Genomic DNA, 15354 nt, shown 5'->3' on the forward strand with positions numbered 1-15354 from the left:
TTGTATTTGTCCGAAAGATATCAGGGCTGGATAAAAAATCACCGCCGTTTACGCTTATTTACTCGGTGGCTACCTGCGGGCAGACAGCGAGCGCAGCAGAACGCCGATCGTCGTCCCGTTATGCAGCAGCGCGCTCAGCGTTGGAGAAAGTTTTCCCATCGCCGCCGCCAGCATAATGCCGCTGTTTACCCATTCAGTAACCTTGATGTTGCTGTTCACCAAACGCATCGCCTGTACGGACAGCTCTCTGGCCGTGGCCACGCCGTGCAGGGAATCTCGCATCAGCACCGCATCCGCCGCCTGTTGAGCGAGTTCCGTACTTTGGTTCATCGCCATGCCGATATCGGCCTGAGTCAACGCCGGGGCGTCGTTTACGCCGTCGCCGATGAACAGCACGCGGCATCCCTGTTCCTGAAGAGTCTGCACCACCTCGACCTTGCTTTCCGGCGTTGCTTCGGCGAAATAGCAGTCAATACCCAGCGAATCAGCCAGCTGTTCAGCCTTCTCCTGTTTATCGCCGGTTAACAGAACAACCTGCCGGATACCCAGCTCTCGAAGATGAGAGATAACTTCGGCCGCTTCGTCGCGAACGTTGTCCTGTAGCCCTATCATGCCGACCAGCTGCTCGTTCAGGCTGATAAACAGGAGGTGGCGGCCTTTTTCCTCCAGCTCCTCAATCTGCTTTTGGAACGGCCCAAAGTCTATCTGATAGTGTTCCCGCAGGAAGTGGCGGCTGCCGATGACCATCTGGTTGCCTTCCAGCTCCGAAATCAGGCCGTGGGCGATAACGTACTCTACTTCCCCGTGGTTAATATGGGGGAGTTCGTGCTGGGCGGCGGCGTTGACGACGGCGCGCGCCAGCGGGTGATTGCTGTGTTCTTCCACCGACGCGGCAATGGCCAACAGGCGGCGGGCCCAGGTTGTTTCCGGCGCAAAGCTCACGACGTCCGTCACCAGCATGTCGCCGTGGGTGAGCGTTCCGGTCTTATCGAACACTACCGTATCGATATCGGCAAGCTGCTCTATCGCTCTGCCACCCTTGAGCAGCAGCCCAGAGGTAGCGGCTTTATACATCACTGACTTGAAGGCTATCGGCGTGCTGAGCTTCAGCGCGCATGAGTAGTCAACCAGAAATACGGACGCCAGGCGCTGCCAGTCGCGGGTTAGCGCAAACACGCCCGCGCCTGCGCCGAGGGTGATCGCCACCCGGCGGTCGGCCATTCGCTGAGTCACCTGCTGCGTCTCGCTGCGCTGGCCCAGCGATTCGGTGATAAAGCGCCGGATGCTGGCGGTAGAAGAGTCGTCCCCTACGCGTTCGGCTCGAACCGCGACGTTGCCGTCCTGCACCTGAGTGCCGGCAAAAACCCATGCACCGCTTTCTCTGCGCACCGGCACGCTTTCGCCGGTCATCGACGCCTGATTAATCAGGCCAACGCCGCGGATAACGCGACCGTCGGCCGGAATGTTATCCCCCGGTCCCAGCAGCATAACGTCGCCGTTTTTAAGATCGTCGGCGGCTATCTCTTCGCGCGCGTCGCCGCGCTCAACCCAAACGGCGTGATGCTGCGGCTGCATCAGTTCGGACAGCAGCTCGTCCGAATGGCGGCTGGTTTCCTGCTCAAAGTACTCGCCAAGCGTCAGCAGGCTCTGGGTCAGCATGGCCGTGCGGTAGTCGCCGCGAACGATGGACAGGCTTAACGCCAGCGCGTCCAATACCTCAACGTTCAGCTCGCGTCGGCAAAGCGATTCGATCCCTTCGGCTATGGTCGGCGCCATCAGCGCCAGCGCAGGCACTGCGGCCCAGCGTTTGGGAAGAAATTGCGTAGCCGCCAGACCTGCGATATTCAACAGGTTATCACCGCCGCAGTACTCGGACTCATACTCCTTTTCCTGCGCCAGAGACCAGTCCAGGCGGTTTAACTGCGCGAGCAGCGCCGCTTCATCGGTCTTTTGCGGATCGTAGGTCAGCACGGCGGACGCCGCCGCAGGGCGAAGGCGAACTCCTCTAACCCCGCTGAAGGCCAGAAGCTGCGTTTTCAGCCAGCCGGCATACTCTTCATGTTCCAACAAAAGAGGAATTCGCACGCGCAGGCGGCCGGGCAAAGAGTGAACCGGCGTAATTTGGGATAAATGCGTCATTGCGGGCGCTACTCGCCGTCCTGCGCATTCTCGCGATAGTAGTCAAGCTCGGCCTGAACGTCGGCCAGCCGCTCTTTTAGCTCCTCAACCTCGCCGCGCACCGCGCCCCAGGCCCTGTTAGCCGTCGCGCCGATGCTCTCCTGCACCTTACTGTTAGACAGCAGATAGGCGATAGCCGCGCCGGCAACGATGCCGGTAATTAAATGCGCGCGGCCATTGTCGGCGCGATACGGCGTTTGTTGGCCCTGCGGTGCGCCAGGAGCATAGCCCTGGGAGTAAGGCGAATAGGGATACGGCGGATAATAGTAGTAAGGATTATTCGGCTGTTTCATCTGCGCCTCTCTTATTTACGGCATCCATAAGGTATAAACCGGCTGCGCCGGCGCTGAGTACGGTCAAAAGCGTTAATACCGGGCGACCTGCCGTGGCGTTCGCTACCGTCATGGCGGCGCCGCTGATAAGCCCCGCCTTGGTGGCGTCCTTCAGTACCTTACCCGTCGCCTGCTCAAGGGTATTTTCTCCGTTCTTATAGCGCCGCCACTGCTCAACGCCGGAGGCCGCCGCGCCGACTAAAGCGCCTGCAATCAACGCCCGGCTGGCGGGATTAAGGCGATCGCTGTTATTACTCATCGTCAGCCTCCTTGTCGTCGGCCTGGCGGTGGCGCGCTACCGACTCCTGAAAGCCCTCTTTGCCCGCGGTAACGGTATCGCGGAAAATTTCGCCGCCGGCCTTTGCGCTCTCTTTAACGCTTTCTGCCGCAGAGCCGGCCGCTTCTTTAACCTTTCCGCCGCCGGTTTTCAGCAAATCGCCCGCGTTGGCGAAGGTTTGCAGCAGCGTGTTGCGCACGCTCTCATTACCCAAGATCAGCGCCGCCGCCGCGCCTATCATGGCGCCCTTCCAAAACTCTTTATCATCAACGCCAATCGTACTGACAATTTTCTTAAACAGGCTGGCCTGTTCGCCCATCAGCCCTTCCACCATGCCCTGAGCCTGTGAACCCCAGTCAAAGCCCTGAGGAGGCACGCCCGGCTGCTGAAACTGCTGAGGCGCAGGCGGCATGCCGTAGCCCATCGGCGGCTGACCGCACATCGGGTGCCACATTGGTGGATAGGGGGGCCAGGCCGGCGGCTGCATGGTTTGCTGTGGGGGATAGGGAGGGTAAGGCGGATAGTAGGGATAGCCGTAAGGTCCGTATGGAGGCATATCCTGACCGGATGCGTTTTCCCAATCGCTGCTTTTTTTATCTTTTCCCATTATTCAGTTCCTCAGTCTTTAGCCGCTGACGGCGAGATAATTGGTAACAGTTCGGTTAACGCCAACTCGGCCTGTTCGTCATCATCGCCGAACAGTTGTGCAATCAGCTTAGGAGACAGGCGCTTAGCGTCATACTCTAATAATAGACTACCGGTCGCCGTATTCAGGCTATAGCTATGAAGACTATGCCCCGGGCCACAGTAGTCGTCCAGCGCGGAAAGCTTGCTCTTTCCCAGCGACGCAATCAGCGTGTTGTTAAAACGCAGCCTAATGCGGCCGGGGATATGGTGCGCAATCGTCACATAGCGGCGAAGCGCCATAAGGCTATCCGAACTCATTCTTTTTCCTAAATCTCGTTTATACCCTAAATAATTCGAGTTGTATGAAGGCGGCAAGGGAGAGAATCCCCAGGAGCGTACATAAGTACGTGACTGGGGTGAGCGAGCGCAGCCAACGTACAGGCAACTTGAAGTATGACGGGTATAGGTCGTTAAAAAAACGTTGCAACTATCATATGACGCCAGCCGGCGATTGAAAATATGAAAATGCCCTGAACGGCCACAAATCCGGAATATTTTTATCCCGTACTGAGAATGCGATTTCCTACGCTTTCAATATGTTGCGAATCTCTCATATTTCCTATGCCTTGGGATATAGACAGAACATAAATCTTAATGTAAATTATTATCGTTAACTTTACTGTTTAGGTGGTCACCATGAGCAACCCTTACGTCCATCAAACCCCCAACCGCATCCGCGTACGTTCTGACTTTATTCAGCACCATCCTGCTCGCGTTGAAGCGCTTATCAAGCAGCTGAACCAAATTCCGGGCATTAAGGACATTCAGCACCGCCGCTATGCCGGTTCCGTTGCTATTCAATTCGACAGCAAGGTTGTCAGCGCTTCTGCACTGCTGGAAACGCTGGAAAGCAACGGCTGGATGGAAGAAAGCGAGCAGCGCGACTTTGTTCATCACGCACTGCGGCTGGGAGCCAAAACGCTGATTAAGGGAATTGCAGTCACCACGCTTAAGCGCACGCTGGGCGGCTCGCTGCTAAGCACCGTAGCCGCGATGGCCAGATAAGCGACGTCTTCGTTATTCTATGCGCCCTGCAGGCTCTACGGCCTGCGGGGCGTTTCTTTATATAACGGTCTGGACAAAACGCAGTGGCCTAACCAAAGCGTTTGGCCGCGCACTGACAAATGCCGCCGCTGCGTGCAGGGCAGCGCTTACAGGGAGGAGATTTAAGCGGCAGGCGTAATATCGACGGGGACTGAGCTCCTTTTGGCATCGGCCGCATCGCTCCTCTCGCCGAAGGTATTTTCTCTTTCGCTGAAGGCCAGGAAGGTTCATGGTAGTCAAACCACTCCAGCAGCGGCTTTAACGGCTTAGCGACTTCTCCAAGCATGGCGCCGACCACCTGCTGAGAAACCTCTCCCCAGACGGAATCTTCCTTAAGCGCTTCGCTTTGTCTTATTGGCATAACAGGAGGCAAAGTACCGTGAGAAAGCGCCCGTAAAGCGCGATCTCCAGCCTTTCTATCCTGCTTTAACGCCTTTTTATGCAGCTTCTTTAGCGCCTTAAGAGCCGATGACATTGAATAACACCACACGATAATGAGAATGATTCTTTATATTATTACCCTATTTTTCGCCCTTTTCCAGCGGTAGAGACTCACGCGAGAACAAATACTTTGCTACCATAGTGCCCATTGTTTACACCACCATTCATGAAGATACGGGTAAGTTATGAATAACATTGAATTTCCAACGGCGGAAAAAATTGAAGAAATGGCGCAGGAAATCTCCGCGCTGAAGGCCCTGATGACGCTGATGCTGATCACTATGGGCCAGGCGGACGCGGGCAAAGTCATCCTGAAGATGGAAAGGCTGATGGCCGCGCATGAGAACGAAGCGGAAGTTGAAACGTTTAAAAAGGTCGTTCAGCAGATCCGTCAGGCCTACCGCCAGGAATCCTGATTAAAAGCATATATCCCAATGCCTTTATTTAATCGCCGCACGGATGAATTTCCATGCGGCGATTTTTTTATGCGTCTTCTGAACGGGCCTTGCGCCGATCGTTACGTCGGTTGACCCAGACGTTAATCGCCAGAGTAGCCAGCAGAATTGCCCCTACCGTACCCAGAGAGAAAGCGATAGGGATATGGTAGAAGTCAACAATCAGCATCTTCACGCCGATAAAAATCAGTATGACCGCCAGCCCGTACTTCAGCATAGAGAAACGCTCCGCCACGTTAACCAGCAGGAAGTACATGGCCCTGAGGCCCAAAATGGCAAACAGGTTGGACGTTAATACAATAAAGGGATCGGTCGTTACGGCGAAGATCGCCGGAATGCTGTCAACGGCGAAAATAACGTCGCTAATCTCAACCAGAACCAGCACCAAGAACAGCGGCGTTGCGTACAAAAGCCCATTGCGACGGACAAAGAAACGTTCCCCTTCCAGCGAGTCCGTCATGCGCATCCGCCCACGAACCCATCCTATCAGCGGCCGGTTGCCAAGATCGCCCTCGTCTCCTTCCTTGGAAAACGCCATCATTTTCACGCCGGTAAACAGCAGGAAGGCGCCGAACAGATAGAGGATCCAGCTAAACTCGGAGATAAGCCAGCTGCCAGCAAAAATCATGATTGTCCGCAGGACGATAGCGCCCAATACTCCGTAAACCAGCACTCGGCGCTGCATAGACACGGGTATGGCGAAATAGCTAAACAACATCAGCCAGACAAAGACGTTATCGACCGCCAGCGCTTTTTCAATTAAATAGCCAGTGATAAACGCCAGCGCCTGCGCGTTGGCGACTTCTGGCCCGGCGGTTCCCTTCAGGTACCACCAAAGCCCCAGCGCAAAGAGCAGCGAAAGGCTAACCCAGACTAGCGACCAGGCGGCCGCCTGCTTAAACGACATGCCGCCGCACTTTTTCTTGCCCTGCCCAAACAGGTCAATTAAAAGCATAACGACGACGATGATGATGAAACCGCCCCACAGCAGCGGCGTACCTACAGAGTGCATTAGAGTTCCTCCCGCTTTCCGCCAATGCGAAAAGCTGACCTTCAGACATAAAAAAACGGCTACGTCAGAAAACGTGGCCGCTCTTTTAGCTAATTATAAGCGCACCTCGCCTTCCGGCAAGGTCTCACTTACAACCGAAGGTTGCCTGGTAACCGGATGCATTCATGCATCGTATTGACGATTAACCAGCGTGGAAGTTACTCCCCTTTGCTAGAGGGGAAGATACTGGAAGCAGTCAAAGGCGTCAAGATACGTTTGCTATTAAAGGTATAGAGAAAAAGGCATTGCAAGCTAAAATATATCGTGCGAACTATTTGGACTTCTTTCTTTATCGGCTCTATAATCGATAAGACAAACGCAATATATTTAAAGCATCACCTTTGAGACCTTATTAATAATTTAAATTAAAATATCAATTTTGATTCTTTAAATATTAATCCCGCCTAAAATTCGCTTTTAAAAAGTATCAAATCCGAGCCCCAACCACGCATGGAAAATAAAATATCAATTTTGATTCCTTAAAACTTTTTAGCCAAAATGATTTTTGTGATCGGTACGCCTCATTACATCTTTCGATTTTGATAAAGTGCCTCCCGCGGCAAACCAACGCATTATTTTTAATAAATTGCAGTTTTTTTCCGATATTAATAATGAATATCGTGTAACTATTTTTGTCCTTTATCTGAAATCCAATTCCTTGGGGTAGCTATGAACAGTATTCAAACCACAGCAGACGCGGGCGCGATCGCTTCGACTCAAGCCCAGGGCTGGCGAAAGACCGACACCATGTGGATGCTCGGCCTTTACGGCACGGCCATCGGCGCAGGCGTGCTCTTCCTGCCTATCAACGCCGGCATCGGCGGCCTGATCCCTCTAATCATCATGGCCATTATCGCCTTTCCGATGACCTATTTCTCTCACAGAGGCCTTTGTCGTTTCGTTCTTTCCGGTAAAAATCCCGGTGAAGATATTACCGAAGTGGTTGAAGAACATTTTGGTACCGGTGCGGGTAAATTAATTACTCTGCTCTACTTCTTCGCTATTTATCCCATCCTGTTGGTTTATAGCGTGGCAATTACCAATACGGTAGACAGCTTTATTGTTCACCAATTACACCTGCCGTCTCCGCCGCGCGCTATTTTGTCTCTGATCCTTATTCTGGGATTAATGACTATCGTACGCTTCGGCGAGCAAATTATCGTTAAGGCAATGAGCATCCTGGTATTCCCGTTCGTCGCCGTTCTGATGCTGCTGGCGCTGTACTTAATTCCAAACTGGTCAGGCGCTATTTTCCAAACGCTGGACGTGTCTTCTACCGCGTCTGCAACCGGCAACGGCCTTATCATGACGCTATGGCTGGCTATTCCGGTGATGGTGTTCTCCTTCAACCACTCGCCAATCATCTCCGCCTTTGCGGTCGCCAAGCGCGAAGAGTACGGCCAGAAGAACGCCGAGAAGAAATGCTCGCAGATCCTGGCTCGCAGCCACGTCATGATGGTGCTGACGGTGATGTTCTTCGTCTTCAGCTGCGTGCTGAGCCTGTCGCCCGCCGCTCTGGCCGAAGCGAAAGCACAAAACATCTCTATTCTGTCTTATCTGGCTAACCACTTCCAAACGCCGGTTATCGCCTATATTGCGCCGGTCATCGCGTTCGTTGCCATCACCAAGTCGTTTCTGGGCCACTATCTGGGCGCGCGTGAAGGCTTCAACGGCATGGTTATCAAGTCACTGCGCAGCAAAGGCAAGAGCATCGAAATCAACAAGCTGAACCGCATTACCGCGCTGTTCATGCTGGTCACCACCTGGGTAGTCGCAACGCTGAACCCGAGCATCCTGGGCATGATCGAAACGCTGGGCGGCCCGATTATCGCCATGCTGCTGTTCCTGATGCCGATGTACGCCATCCACAAGGTTCCCGCTATGCGCAAGTACAGCGGCCATATCAGCAACGTGTTCGTGGTACTGATGGGTCTTATCTCTATGACCGCCATCATCTATAGCCTGCTGGGTTAACCCTCGTCCAACGTGATGCTGTAAGGAGATACCATGATCAGCGTATTTGAAATATTTAAAATCGGTATAGGCCCGTCCAGTTCGCACACCGTCGGCCCGATGGTGGCCGGCAAGCGCTTCATTGAAGAGCTTATCGGTAAGCAGTTGGACACTCTGACCACCAACATCGTTGTCGACATCTATGGCTCTTTGTCGCTGACGGGAAAAGGGCACCATACGGATATTGCCGTCATCATGGGTCTGGCCGGCAACAAACCGGATACCGTAGACGTCGACGCCATCCCCGCCTTTATTCAAAAGGTTGACGAGACGGGGACGATGCCGATTCGCTGTTCAGACGGTACCGAGCGTCACGTTGGGCTTAGGCTGAACTTTGCAGACAACGCGCTGCCGCTGCACGAGAATGGGCTGACGTTCAGCGCGTATGACAAAAACATTCTTCTGCTGAGCAAAACCTACTACTCAACCGGCGGCGGCTTCGTGGTAGACGAAGAAAACTTCGGCAAGCAATCTGCTAGCGAAGTCGAAGTCCCCTACCCGTTCTATTCGGCGAAAAACCTGCTTCGTCACTGCAATGACAACTGCCTGTCGCTGTCCGCCGTGATGATGAAAAACGAAGTCGCGATGCATGGCCGAGAGGAAGTGGAGCGCTATATGGCGCAGGTGTGGGACACCATGAAAAGCGCCATTCACCGCGGCATGAATACCGAAGGCGTTCTGCCCGGCCCGCTGAAGGTGCCGCGCCGCGCGTCCGCGCTGCACCGTATTCTGCACACCCACGACCGCCTGTCGACAGATCCGATGACAGCGATGGACTGGGTCAACATGTTCGCTATGGCTGTCAGTGAAGAAAACGCAGCCGGTGGCCGCGTCGTCACCGCACCGACCAACGGCGCCTGCGGGATTATCCCTGCCGTGCTGGCCTATTACGATCACTTCATCCAGCCGGTCACGCCGGAAGCCTACACCCGCTATTTCCTGGCGGCGGGCGCTATCGGCCTGCTGTTTAAGATGAACGCCTCAATCTCCGGGGCGGAAGTCGGCTGTCAGGGTGAGATAGGCGTAGCCTGCTCTATGGCGTCCGCAGGCCTGGCGGAACTGCGCGGCGGCAGCCCTGAGAAGGTCTGCAACGCGGCGGAAATCGGCATGGAGCACAACCTCGGCCTAACCTGCGACCCGGTCGCCGGCCAGGTTCAGGTGCCCTGCATTGAGCGTAACGCCATCGCATCAGTGAAAGCCATCAACTCCGCCAGCATGGCGATACTGCGCACCAGCGAGCCGCGCGTATCTCTCGATAAGGTTATTGAGACCATGTATGAGACGGGTAAGGACATGAACGCGAAGTATCGCGAAACCTCGCGCGGCGGATTGGCTATCAAAGTCGCCCTGTGTGAGTCCTGATCGCCCTGCAAGAGTTGAAGTTATTGAAGTTTTATCCGCCCGCATCCGTGCGGGCAAGCAGTTTTTTTAAACGCCATCGTCTGTAAAAAGACACCTGAGCATTGCCCCCTTTCGGCGTTTACTTTTTGTCGTCTGGCTTAAACCAGGGCCAGACGACGTTACTTTTCGCGGCCTGAGTATACCAACTGCTGTTACCCTGCAGAGTATGGGGCGTTTCTTCCTGCGGAGCGGTACCTTTCACCGCGTCATCGTCGTCACCCGCTTTTTTACGGATGCGCACCGGCGCTTTTTCCGCCTCAGGGCTTATCTGAGCGTTAAACGCGCGCACTTCTGAATCAAACAAAATCCCTTCTAACTGATGCAGGCGATCGAGGCCACGCAAAATGCCAATCAGCGTACTGAGCGTTACGGACTCTCCCATTTCTACGCGCTTTATGGTGGCGATCCCTACCTGCGCGCGTTCAGCCAGCTCTATTTGGGATAACCGCATGGCAATGCGCGTCTCTTTGATTCGCCGGCAGAGCTCAGAGATGATTTCGCTATCGGATACGGTATTAAATTTCATCGCTGTACCTGATTTGTTACTGTTACAAGGGAGTCATTATACCCACTATTTATACTGTAAGGATAACCAGAATCATGTCCCTGTGGATTTCGATTGATATCACGCCACTTTTTCTTTCCTGATTCATCTCAAAGAGCAAAATTGAATGGTCCAACGATCGCTATGCATCCTCAATCGAAAGAGGCCTGTTTGTTCACTCAACGACGCATTTACTTCAGATCCATTAATAATTATTCAGTTAATAATCACTCATTCATCAACACATATTAAAGAATAAATTAATTAACCTTTTTTCTTTACTTCATAATTAAATCTCTTTAAGATCCCGCTCGAAAATTAATTTCAGGAGAATGAATTGGACACTTACAGTTGTAAAAAATTTGATGCGGTAAGCTGAACAATCCTTTCTCGATCTGTCTGCTTGCCGAACCCGGCGGGCAGCACTCCTTCCTTGATTCATCCGGCAGTGCATACCCGAATATAACGTTACCGCCCCTGGCTATTATTGCCCGGAGCCTGATTGATTCGGATATTATTATGCTGTTTTATACTCACAACCTATTTCCTCCTGGCGCATAAACTTCGCTTACGCTGACTTATTTTCGGCGGAAAATCTTATGTGCTTATTTAGCACATGATTCAACCTTTCATTATTAAAAAAGGGGAAGATCATGGCTATGACTCCTTTTATTTTAAATTTGCTGTTAGCGATGCTTCTTGGCGCCATTATCGGCGCTGAGCGTCAATGGCGTCAGCGGATGGCCGGCCTGCGCACCAACGCGCTGGTCGCCACCGGCGCGGCGGCGTTTATCCTCAGCTCAATGACCGCGGAACCCACCAGCGCCGGGCGCATCGCGGCGCAGATCGTTTCCGGCATCGGCTTTCTCGGCGCGGGCGTCATTATGCGCGAAGGGCTTAACGTGCGCGGCCTTAACACCGCCGCCACGCTGTGGTGTTCTGCCGCCATCGGCGTGCTGTGCGGGCTAGGCCAATACTGGAACGCCGCGCTGGCGACGATGGTTATCCTGTGCGCCAACATTCTGCTGCGCGAAGCGGCGCAGCGCATCAACCTACAGCCGCCGCAGCAGGCGGTAGATCTGGAACAGCACTACCGCATTCAGGTGACCTGCGCGGAGCAGGACGAAATTCTGGTGCGCACGCTTATCCTTCAGTCGCTAAACGGCATGACCATGCGGCTACAGTCTCTGCGCAGCGCGGATATCGCAACGCCCGGACGACTGGAGGTCTTCGCGGAGATCGGCGCGTCGCCCGCGGCGCAAAAACACATTGAAAACATCGTTTGCCGCATCAGTCTGGAAAAAAGCGTCAGCGCCGTCCACTGGCGGGTGACGTCAGAACTGCCCGTATAGGCCCACAATCATCATAACTTCACCTAAAGGGTGATAAGGAGGCCCTATGGACGCCCCCCCCGGGACTAACAACTCTCTGACGCAGGCCAAGCGTTAACTATTACCCGCCAGGCCCGCGTCTAATACGCCGTTAATTTTCTCTGCGCATGCCGCTCCCGCTCGGCAGGGGATGGCCTGCGCCTAAAAACGTGAGAACAACGTTATGACCTGTTTCAAAAAGACGCTACGTCGCGCTAAATCCACCGCTCCATTCGCCATTGAGCGGGAAGCGGCCTACGGCCAAGATCAGACCTTGGCCAATCTGAACTGCAACCGCATCGGGCTTACGCAGGAAGACGCCAACGAGAGGCTGGCGGCATTCGGCCCCAACCACGTTGCCCATGAAAAGGCGCCCCACGCGCTGGTGCAGCTCGTCAGCGCGTTTAACAATCCTTTTATCTACGTGCTGCTGGCGCTGGCAGCCATCAGCTTCTTCACCGACTACTGGCTGCCTCTGCAGGCGGGAGAAGAGACTGACGTTACCGGCGTCAGCATCATTCTCATCATGGTCAGCCTCAGCGGGCTGCTGCGTTTCTGGCAGGAGTACCGCACCAACAGGGCTTCCGAAGCGCTAAAGTCCATGGTGCACACCACCGCAACGGTGCTTCGCCGGGCTAACGCCGGCGCCAAGCCAGCGATGCAGGAGGTTTCTATTCACGATCTGGTGCCGGGGGATATCATTACTCTTTCCGCCGGCGACATGGTGCCGGCGGACGTAAAGCTGCTGAATTCCCGCGATCTGTTCATCAGCCAGGCGATACTGACCGGCGAATCGATTCCGATTGAGAAATACGACGCGTTAGGCAACGTCAGCCAAAAATCAAGCGATGCGGTACACGGCGGAGAGCGCGGCGTACTGGAGCTATCCAACGTTTGCCTGATGGGCACTAACGTCACCAGCGGCACGGCAACCGCCGTCGTGGTCGCTACCGGCGATCGCACCTACTTCGGTTCGCTGGCGAAGTCAATTGTCGGCAGCCGCGCGCAAACGGCATTTGACCGAGGCGTTAACAGCGTCAGCTGGCTGCTGATTCGCTTTATGCTGGTCATGGTGCCCGTCGTTCTTTTGATCAACGGCTTTACTAAAGGCGACTGGGCGGAAGCCGCGCTGTTCGCTCTGGCCGTAGCCGTCGGCCTGACGCCGGAAATGCTGCCGATGATCGTCAGCTCCAATCTGGCGAAGGGCGCCATCGCTATGTCGCGCCGTAAGGTGGTGGTAAAAAGGCTTAACGCCATCCAAAACTTCGGCGCGATGGACGTGCTGTGCACCGACAAAACCGGTACGCTGACGCAGGATCGCATCATTCTGGAACACCATCTCAATGCCCACGGCCAACGGGATGAAGAGGTTCTGCACCTCGCCTGGCTTAACAGCTTTCATCAAAGCGGAATGAAGAACCTGATGGACCGCGCCGTTCTGCATTTTGCTAAAGGAAAGGCGGACGTTGACGCCCTCAAGCGTTTCAGCAAAGTGGACGAACTGCCCTTTGACTTCATCCGCCGCCGCCTGTCTATCGTCGTTCAGGACGAAAAACGCCAGCCGCTGCTCATCTGTAAAGGCGCGGTGGAAGAGATGCTGTCTATCGCTACTCACGTTCATGAAGGGCAGGAAACGCGGCCGCTTGATGCAAAAAAGCGCGCCGCCCTGCTGGCGTTAACCCAGCGCTATAACGAAGAGGGCTTTCGAGTGCTGGTGCTGGCGACCCGCCCCCTGGACGCGCAAGCGCTGGCGCTGCCCCTGAGTGAAAAAGAAGAAAGGGACTTGACGATCCAGGGGATCTTAACCTTCCTCGATCCGCCAAAAGAGAGCGCTCGCGAGGCTATCGCCGCCCTGCAGGAGAACGGCGTTACGATAAAAGTGCTGACCGGCGATAACCCGATCGTCACTGGCAAAATTTGCCGCGACGTGGGCCTGGAACCCGGCGAACCGCTGCTCGGCGTCGATATTGAAAAAATGGATGACGCGACGTTGGCTCACGAAGTAGAGCAGCGAACGACGTTTTGCAAAGTGACGCCGCTGCAAAAATCTCGCGTACTGCAAATGCTGCAGGCAAACGGCCACACCGTCGGCTTCCTCGGCGATGGCATTAACGACGCGCCCGCGCTGCGCGACGCCGACGTGGGAATTTCCGTCGACACGGGCACCGACATCGCCAAAGAATCCGCCGACATTATCCTGCTGGAGAAGAACCTGATGGTGTTGGAAGAAGGCGTCATCAAAGGCCGCGAGACCTTCGGCAACATTATCAAGTACCTGAACATGACCGCCAGCTCCAACTTCGGCAACGTCTTTTCGGTATTGGTCGCCAGCGCGTTTATTCCGTTTTTACCGATGTTGGCTATCCATCTTTTGATTCAGAACCTGATGTACGATATCTCCCAGCTTTCCCTGCCGTGGGACAAAATGGACAAAGAGTTCCTGCGTAAGCCGCGCAAGTGGGACGCCAAAAACATCGGCCGCTTTATGCTGTGGATCGGACCGACATCGTCCATCTTTGACATCACCACCTACGCGCTGATGTGGTTTGTGTTCGCCGCCAATTCACCGGAGCATCAGGCGCTGTTTCAGTCCGGCTGGTTCATCGAAGGGCTGCTGTCGCAGACGCTGGTTGTACACATGCTGCGTACTCAAAAGGTCCCCTTTATTCAAAGCACCGCCGCGCTACCGGTGCTGCTGACGACCGGGCTCGTTATGGCGCTGGGCATCTATATTCCGTTCTCACCGCTGGGCGCCTACGTTGGGCTACAGCCCCTGCCTTGGGAATATTTCCCTTGGCTGGCGGCGACGCTCGTCAGCTACTGCTTCGTCGCCCAGATGATGAAGCGTTTTTATATCCGCCGTTTCAACGAATGGCTATAGCCACTGTCTGCCCTTACCCGCGGCGGAATGTCGTAGGTAGGGGCATCAAACCTATTTCAGGGCGGTCTCAATGAACCTGTTTATGATATTTGTCTTATTGGCGTCGGCAATCGCGGTGCTCTACGTTTGGAAAACGGCGAAAACACCCCGCGCTCGGCTTTACCGGCTGGCGCTGGTTTTTCTCTACCTCATTTTACTGGCGACGGTTACGCATCATGCAGCGTTGTATTCCTCTGCAACGGGATAACGAACGAATGAAAAAGAACAGGCCGGCATTCGCCGGCCTGTTGAGCAACGTAACAAACGTCAGAAGCTATACTTCACGCCCACCATTGCGGACGTATCGCTGTATCCCTTATCCCCCACTTGCTGGGCCGCGTTGCCCCACAGGTTCAGGCGCTTGGAGAGCTGGCCTTCGACGCCGATTTTTACTTCGCCGATGTTCTTCGTGCCGCTCATCTCATTCTTCACACCCGCCATTTTTACGCCGTAGTTCTGCGTATTGTGGATCCAGTTAGCTTCGATAAACGGCTGGAACTCGCGGTCTTTGCCCTCATCGATAGCGCTGTGCCCCTTCATGTAGGCCCGCACGCCCAATCGGGTCATCAGGTTGCCGTCGGTGTCATCGCTTACCTTCACTCGGCTGCCGTCAACGCCTGCCGCCTCATAGTGATCCTTCG

Annotated in this window: 16 protein-coding genes; 7 read left to right on the forward strand and 9 right to left on the reverse strand. The window is 54.6% G+C overall.

Annotation, left to right across the window (positions count from 1 at the left end; genetic code table 11):
* Nucleotides 1–69: 69 nt before the first annotated feature.
* From G544_RS0109050 to G544_RS0109070, 5 genes are read right to left on the reverse strand one after another with little or no spacing between them, the layout of a single operon-like run.
* Nucleotides 70–2139: a heavy metal translocating P-type ATPase gene (locus tag G544_RS0109050; protein WP_036023645.1), complete on the reverse strand. Its 2070-nt coding sequence runs from the start codon at nucleotides 2137–2139 to the stop codon at nucleotides 70–72.
* Nucleotides 2140–2147: 8 nt separating this feature from the next.
* Nucleotides 2148–2471, reverse strand: coding sequence for a YtxH domain-containing protein (locus G544_RS0109055; RefSeq protein WP_027274304.1), 324 nt, complete (start codon nucleotides 2469–2471; stop codon nucleotides 2148–2150).
* Nucleotides 2455–2769, reverse strand: coding sequence for a magnetosome protein MamC family protein (locus G544_RS0109060; protein WP_027274305.1), 315 nt, complete (start codon nucleotides 2767–2769; stop codon nucleotides 2455–2457). Before G544_RS0109060 ends, G544_RS0109055 begins: the two co-directional genes overlap by 17 nt.
* Nucleotides 2762–3394 (reverse strand): hypothetical protein, encoded by a 633-nt coding sequence (locus G544_RS20270; protein ID WP_051155656.1) that lies wholly within the window; start codon nucleotides 3392–3394, stop codon nucleotides 2762–2764. The genes G544_RS0109060 and G544_RS20270 overlap by 8 nt, the downstream gene beginning before the upstream one ends.
* Nucleotides 3395–3405: 11 nt before the next feature.
* Nucleotides 3406–3732, reverse strand: a complete 327-nt coding sequence (locus G544_RS0109070; RefSeq protein ID WP_027274306.1) for a hypothetical protein — start codon at nucleotides 3730–3732, stop codon at nucleotides 3406–3408.
* A 378-nt stretch (nucleotides 3733–4110) separates the two neighbouring features.
* On the opposite strand from G544_RS0109070, the gene G544_RS0109075 reads away from it, so the two are divergent.
* Nucleotides 4111–4479 (forward strand): HMA2 domain-containing protein, encoded by a 369-nt coding sequence (locus G544_RS0109075; protein ID WP_036023648.1) that lies wholly within the window; start codon nucleotides 4111–4113, stop codon nucleotides 4477–4479.
* A gap of 88 nt (nucleotides 4480–4567) precedes the next feature.
* Here the strand turns inward: G544_RS0109075 and G544_RS22355 are convergent, their stop codons facing one another.
* Nucleotides 4568–4993 carry a hypothetical protein gene (locus G544_RS22355; protein ID WP_027274308.1) on the reverse strand — a complete coding sequence of 142 codons (426 nt, stop codon included), beginning with the start codon at nucleotides 4991–4993 and terminating at the stop codon, nucleotides 4568–4570.
* Between the two features lie 151 nt (nucleotides 4994–5144).
* Here G544_RS22355 and G544_RS0109085 point away from each other — a divergent pair, with 151 nt between their 5' ends.
* On the forward strand, nucleotides 5145–5375 hold the full coding sequence (locus G544_RS0109085) for a DUF2594 family protein (protein WP_027274309.1): 231 nt from the start codon (nucleotides 5145–5147) through the stop codon (nucleotides 5373–5375).
* Nucleotides 5376–5442: 67 nt separating this feature from the next.
* Here the strand turns inward: G544_RS0109085 and G544_RS0109090 are convergent, their stop codons facing one another.
* A complete protein-coding gene (locus tag G544_RS0109090; protein WP_027274310.1) occupies nucleotides 5443–6426 on the reverse strand; it encodes a TerC family protein in 984 nt (327 codons plus the stop codon).
* 708 nt (nucleotides 6427–7134) lie between these two features.
* Here G544_RS0109090 and G544_RS0109095 point away from each other — a divergent pair.
* Nucleotides 7135–8439: an HAAAP family serine/threonine permease gene (locus G544_RS0109095; RefSeq protein ID WP_027274311.1), complete on the forward strand. Its 1305-nt coding sequence runs from the start codon at nucleotides 7135–7137 to the stop codon at nucleotides 8437–8439.
* Between the two features lie 33 nt (nucleotides 8440–8472).
* Nucleotides 8473–9840, forward strand: coding sequence for an L-serine ammonia-lyase (locus tag G544_RS0109100; RefSeq protein WP_027274312.1), 1368 nt, complete (start codon nucleotides 8473–8475; stop codon nucleotides 9838–9840).
* A gap of 118 nt (nucleotides 9841–9958) precedes the next feature.
* On the opposite strand, the gene G544_RS0109105 is transcribed toward G544_RS0109100, so the two are convergent.
* Entirely contained in the window at nucleotides 9959–10405 is a 447-nt protein-coding gene (locus tag G544_RS0109105; protein WP_027274313.1) for a helix-turn-helix domain-containing protein, read from the reverse strand.
* Between the two features lie 671 nt (nucleotides 10406–11076).
* Here G544_RS0109105 and G544_RS0109115 point away from each other — a divergent pair.
* The 3 genes from G544_RS0109115 (at nucleotide 11077) to G544_RS22155 (ending at nucleotide 14921) form a co-directional block, all read left to right on the forward strand.
* The gene (locus G544_RS0109115; protein WP_027274314.1) at nucleotides 11077–11775 is read left to right on the forward strand and encodes an MgtC family protein; all 699 of its coding nucleotides are present in this window, start codon (nucleotides 11077–11079) and stop codon (nucleotides 11773–11775) included.
* Between the two features lie 202 nt (nucleotides 11776–11977).
* Entirely contained in the window at nucleotides 11978–14674 is a 2697-nt protein-coding gene (mgtA, locus tag G544_RS0109120) for a magnesium-translocating P-type ATPase (protein ID WP_027274315.1), read from the forward strand.
* Nucleotides 14675–14744: 70 nt separating this feature from the next.
* Complete coding sequence (locus G544_RS22155; protein ID WP_154656327.1) at nucleotides 14745–14921, forward strand: hypothetical protein; 177 nt, start codon at nucleotides 14745–14747, stop codon at nucleotides 14919–14921.
* Nucleotides 14922–14980: 59 nt separating this feature from the next.
* On the opposite strand, the gene G544_RS0109130 is transcribed toward G544_RS22155, so the two are convergent.
* The coding region (locus G544_RS0109130) for an autotransporter outer membrane beta-barrel domain-containing protein (RefSeq protein ID WP_027274316.1) at nucleotides 14981–15354 on the reverse strand (374 nt) is incomplete at its 5' end.

This window comes from Leminorella grimontii ATCC 33999 = DSM 5078 (assembly GCF_000439085.1).
Taxonomy (GTDB): domain Bacteria; phylum Pseudomonadota; class Gammaproteobacteria; order Enterobacterales; family Enterobacteriaceae; genus Leminorella; species Leminorella grimontii.